This window comes from Cellulomonas gelida, assembly GCF_006538725.1.
GTDB classification, from domain to species: Bacteria; Actinomycetota; Actinomycetes; order Actinomycetales; family Cellulomonadaceae; genus Cellulomonas; species Cellulomonas gelida.
In genome coordinates, this window is record NZ_BJLQ01000081.1 from 1 (window position 1) to 2,132 (window position 2,132).

Below are 2,132 nucleotides of genomic sequence, written 5' to 3' on the forward strand. Positions count from 1 at the left end.
TACGGGCCTGGGCGAGCCCGGCTTAAGGTGACCACCGGCAACGCCGATTATGGCCGCATGGAACATTGTGGTCGAAAGCGCACCACCATCCTCGGACGCATGCTCATGGCCGTGGCCGTCGCCTTCGCCAGCCTAGGGGCCACCGCGACGCCCAGCGCCGCTGGGCCGTGGCTCGGCTCGATCGCGTCCTTCACCGCAACTCCGCCCACGGTGAGTTCCTCCGACCCCTTCACGACGTTTCGCGTCGAGCTCACCGAGGACATGGCGGGCACTCCCTACGAGATGTATTTGTACAAGGACGGGGCGTTCCTGCGTCGCTGCGACTACCAGTTCTCCACGTGCACAACGCGCGTTCAGGTGCCGTTCCGTTCGCAGACCACGCTCACTGTCTACGTTGCAGAGTCCATCGACCCCGTCTCAGACGCCCCCGTAGGAGCGGTCGCTTCCGCGTCCGCGTCAGCCACGAACAGCGGTTGGCTCGGGACGCTAGGAATCACTGCCTCTTACACCAACGTGGCGACCGCGCCGACGCCGTACTCCTTGATCATCGCTAGTCCCAGCGTGCCGCTGAACAACACCCCTTACTGGACCTCGATCTATGCGGGGACGAACCAGCTCTGTTCGAGATACCAAGCCGGCTGCAGCAAGAACCTGTTGGTTCAACCCGGCCAAGTCCGCTCTCTCACAGCTGTCGTCTCAAGCTCCAAGCCCGTGTCGGGCGCCTTGCCGACTGAGATCGTCACCTCCTCGGGCATCGTCGTCGCCAACCTCTCAGCCTCGGACCTGGAAGCGTCGGAGTTCGTCACGCTGCTCGCCGCTCAGCTCGCCGCGAAGTACGGCGAGGAGGCCTGCCTCGTCCTGGGCGAGAAAGTCCGCACGCACGCCGCCCGGTCTTCCGTCCCTGACGTCACGCTAGTCTGCAACGCCCGCGGGATTGCCGCAGCCCTCCGCGTGATAGCAGGGCAGGTCGACGACGTCGCAGCGGCGTTGCAGACTCTCGTCGAGAGCGTCGAAGGCGACACCCCGGGGCACTTCGATCCGGACTGCGGCCATGTCTCAACCACGGACGGCACCTGCCTGGACGAGGGGACACCACGAGACGAGAGCGAACCTGCGCCCCAACCCGAGCCGGGCGGCGAGGGTATCGGCCTGCCGCCCAACTGCGTGAAGGACGCTGCGGCCAATGACCTCGTGCTCAACTCCCTTCGCATTCAGGTTCACCACCTAGCCACCGACAAGCACAAGACCAGGTGGACGGAGGAGTTCGAAGAAGTGATCTCGCAGTACCCGAGCCTTACCCTCAACCAGGACTGGAATCTCCTGCCGATGCCCCATCGAGGACGACACCCGAACGCCTACCACCAGTGGGTATTGGACAACGCAACGCTCGCCGCCGAGGCGGCTGGTCCCGACGCGGAGGAGTTCGTGCGCCTCTTCGAAACGTGGGTGAAGCGGCCGATCGCCACGAACCCGCTGGCAGTTAGGGGAGCGTGGTGGAGGTGCTGAACTACTTCCAGGTGATCGCAGCTCCCGTACCTACCGCCCGGCGTCTGTCCGCCGATCGGGACTTCGTGCGCAAGCTCCGCTTCACACCCGGGTGGCGCGACGACGCTCCGGCGATCGAATGGCAGCTGCAGATCGACCAGCCCACCGACTGGGTCCGGACCATCGACCAGGCCAGGGCGGTGTCTCCGGCGGTGCGTGAGGTGGTCGAGCCGCTGCTGGGACCGGACGACGAGGTCCAGTGGATCCCCGCGACCGTCCGCACCCGCGAGGGCGAGCCGCTGCCCTACTGGGTGATGCACTTCCCGCACCCCGTCGACATCTACGACGAGGACCGCACCATCCGCGGCGCCAGCCCGATCCCGATGTCCGCAGCCCTGTCCGCCGCCAAGCTTGAGGGCCACACCGTCGTCCCCGGCCCACTGACCTCCTACACGTACCTCGCCGAACCCGTCCTCAAGGCCATGCAGCAGCGCGGCCTCACCGGGTACTCCATCGAGAAGCGCCACCGTCCGCAATGACGACAAGGGACTCCGACGGGCCAGGCGCGCCCGCCTCCCCGGCGAGGTCGTCAGCGAGACGGTGAGTCGTCAGCTCCAACTGACGACTCACCGCGGAGCTGACAACTT

At 66.2% G+C, this 2,132-nt stretch carries 2 protein-coding genes; both read left to right on the forward strand.

Annotation, left to right across the window (positions count from 1 at the left end):
- The first annotated feature begins 99 nt into the window (after nucleotides 1–99).
- Complete coding sequence (locus CGE01nite_RS16685; RefSeq protein WP_170211011.1) at nucleotides 100–1,506, forward strand: AHH domain-containing protein; 1,407 nt, start codon at nucleotides 100–102, stop codon at nucleotides 1,504–1,506.
- Nucleotides 1,494–2,024, forward strand: coding sequence for a hypothetical protein (locus CGE01nite_RS16690; protein WP_141371773.1), 531 nt, complete (start codon nucleotides 1,494–1,496; stop codon nucleotides 2,022–2,024). The genes CGE01nite_RS16685 and CGE01nite_RS16690 overlap by 13 nt, the downstream gene beginning before the upstream one ends.
- Nucleotides 2,025–2,132 lie beyond the last annotated feature (108 nt).